This window comes from Cellulomonas sp. PS-H5 (assembly GCF_019265565.1).
Taxonomy (GTDB): domain Bacteria; phylum Actinomycetota; class Actinomycetes; order Actinomycetales; family Cellulomonadaceae; genus Cellulomonas.
On record NZ_JAHVCI010000095.1, the window covers coordinates 5,096 to 8,079 of the forward strand.

1 protein-coding gene is annotated in these 2,984 nt (G+C 77.7%); it reads right to left on the minus strand.

Features of this window, described 5'->3' with window-relative positions:
* Positions 1-100: 100 nt before the first annotated feature.
* Entirely contained in the window at positions 101-2,797 is a 2,697-nt protein-coding gene (locus J5O08_RS19880; protein ID WP_218708647.1) for an HtaA domain-containing protein, read from the minus strand.
* Between the last annotated feature and the right edge of the window lie 187 nt (positions 2,798-2,984).

Sequence of the window (2,984 nt, forward strand, 5' to 3'; positions counted from 1 at the left end):
GGCGCGCCCCCCCCGGTCCCCCGCGGTCGCCCTCCGCGCGACACCGTGCCCGGGCACGGTGGTCGGGGCGGCGCGACCGTCCGGTCGCGCCGCCCGTCGATCAGGCCGCGAGCGCGGCCGAGCGCTGCCGGCGACGGTACGCCGCCGCCGTCAGGAGCGCGCCGAACAGCAGCAGCGCGACGGCGTAGCCGACCGCGTCGCCGGGCTCGGCGCCCGTGGTGGCCAGGCTGCCGGACGCGGCGTCGCACTCGACCTCCGCGCCGAGCGGCAGCGTGAACGACACCGGGTCGAGCGCCGCACCGGCGGTGTAGAACCCCTGGAACACGGTCGCGCCGGCCTGCGTCAGCGTCGCCGGGACCCCGGACCACGCCACCTGCGAGGCGCCCGAGGACGCCGAGCCGGCGGACAGGTCCAGCGTGGCGAGCGCGACGCGGGACGAGCCGGACGGGCTCGCCACGGTCATCGTCAGCGTCGCGGACGAGCCGCTCGTGACGCGGACCGTCGGGTTCGAGAACGCCAGGTCCAGCTGGCCCGCGTGCCCGGTGAACTGCACGCCGCCCGACCAGGAGGCCGAGCCGACGTCGCCGGCGGTGTTGTACCGGCCGGTGCCGCCGGACCAGGTCCACGGGCCGGAGCCCGAGACGCCGGAGGCGCTGATCGACCCGCTCGCGATCGGGCCGGTGACGTAGCTGCGGAACGAGTCCCGCACGCCCCAGGTGAACGACGCCCCGGACACGGCCCGGGCCACGCACGTCGGCACCGCGGCCTGGACGGTGATCGGGAACTCGAGGGTCTGGCCGGCGCCGATCAGCACGAGCGTGTGCGCCCCGGCCGGCGTGGACGCCGGGATGGTGAACGTCGCCGCGACCGTGCCGGAGGCGTCGGCCGTGAGCGTCGCCAGCAGGACCGGGTCGGAGTGCAGCTCGAGGCGGATGCCGCCCTCGCCCGCGCCGAACCCGTTCGCCGTCAGGGTGAGCTCGCCGCCCGCGGTGACCGCGCCCGACGCGTTCAGGCCCTGGACCTCGCGCACCGGCGCCGGCTCGGCGTCGCCGCCGGGCAGGGTCGGCGTCGTCGGGACCGTGGGGGTGGTCGGGACCGTCGGCGTGCCGCAGTCCGTGGCCGCGCCGAGCGGCAGCGTGAACGACACCGGGTCGAGCGGCGCGCCGGCCGGGTAGAAGCCGGCGAACGCCGTGCTCCCCTCGGCGGTCAGCGTCGCGGGGACGCCGGACCAGGCGACCTTCGAGGCCGTCGAGCCCGCGGTGCCGCCCGCCAGGTCGAGCGTGGCGACCTCGACGCGGGTGGCGGCGGCCGTGCCGGAGGAGACCGACATCAGCAGCGACGCCGTGGTGGCGCCGGTGACCCGCACCTCGGGGCTCGCGAACGTGAGGTCGAGCGCGCCCTCGTGGCCGGTGAACCGGACGCCGCCCGACCACGTGGACGTCGCCAGGCCGTCGGCGCCGACCTGGCCCGTGCCGGCGGACCAGGTCCACGGGCCGGTACCGGTCACGCCGGTGGTGCTGATCGAGCCGCTCGCGATCGGGCTCGTGATGTAGGAGCGGAACGACTCGCGGACGCCCCAGGAGAAGGTGGCGCCGGTGATCGCGACGCAGCTCGGCGCCGGGGTCCCGCCGCCGGGGGTGCCGGGCGTGCCGGGCGTCTCGCCGCCCTCGCCGCCGCCGGGGTTCTCCCCGCCGGGCGTCTCGCCGCCCGCCGCCGCGAAGGCGATCGGGACCGCGCGCTCGTTGCCCGCCTGGGTGGTGCCGCCGGCGCCGGTGGTGAAGACGGCGAGCGTGCCGCCCGCGAGCGCCTTCGCGTCCAGCGTCTCCTTGTCGACCGTGACGGTCCAGGTGAAGCCCGCGGTGCCGTCGGCGGCGAGGGTCCACTTCAGGTAGGGGCTCGTCTCGCTGACGCCCTGCACCCACGCCGAGTACGCGTTCGTGCGCGCCGACGTGGCCGCGCCCTCCGACGGGCGCCAGGTGCTCGCCAGCCAGCCGACCTGCGCGTAGAACCCGGCGGGCTGGCCCGCGTTCGGGCCGTAGAGGCCGAGCGCGCTGGTGTCGTAGCCGGAGCCGGTGATCGTCAGGGTCGCGCCCTCGGGGTCCAGGCCGGTCGTCGGCGTGACGGTCAGCGTCGGCTCGGCCGGGGCGTTCGGCTCCTCGGTGCCGGGCTCGCCGGTGCCGGGCTCCCCCGTGCCCGGCTCCTCGGTGCCCGGCTCCTCGGTGCCCGGCTCCTCGGTCCCCGGCTCACCCGTGCCCGGCTCCTCGGTGACCGGCTCCGCGAACGCGATCGGCACGGCGACCTCGTTGCCCGCCTGCACCACGCCCTTGCCGCCGACGGTGAACACCGCGAGCTGCCCGCCCTCGATCTCCACGGCGTCCAGCGCGGCCTTGGTGATCGTCTGGGTCCAGGTGAAGTCCACCAGGCCGTCGCCGTCGTCGTCCGTCCACTGCACGTACTCGCCGCCGGTCGGGGTGTCCTCGACCGCGACGCGGTAGGCGTTGGACCGCGCGCCGGCCGACGCCCCCTGCGACGGACGCCAGGTGTCCGCCAGCCACCCGATCTGCGCGTACATGCCGGCCACCATCGGCCCCTGCGTGAACGCGGGGTCGAAGTCGCGGCCGGTGATCGTGATCGTCGCGCCCTCCGGGTCCAGCCCGGTCGTCGGCGACACCGTCAGCGTCGGCGTCGGCGCGGCGACCGCGGGGGTCGCCACGAGCGCGGAGCCCGCGCCCACGACCAGCGCGACCAGCGCGCCGGTCACCGCGCGCCAGGCGCGGGTCCTCGTTCCTCGGTGCATCGTCTCCCTCTCCGGCCCGGGGACCCGGGCGATCGTGCGGGCCGCGCCCCCCGACGGGTCGCGGTCCTCCTCGGTCAGTGCTGCTGGTCGCCGTGCTGCTCGGCCGGCCGGTCGCCCGGTGCGGCGCCGGTCGCGCCGGCCCCCGCGGCCGCCCCTGCCTCGCGCCGGCGCCGGGCGGCGCGGGACG

Coding starts and splice junctions, on each gene's coding strand:
- J5O08_RS19880 (WP_218708647.1), bottom strand. CDS start 2,797: ATGCACCGAGGAACGAGGACCCGCGCCTGGCGCGCGGTGACCGGCGCG.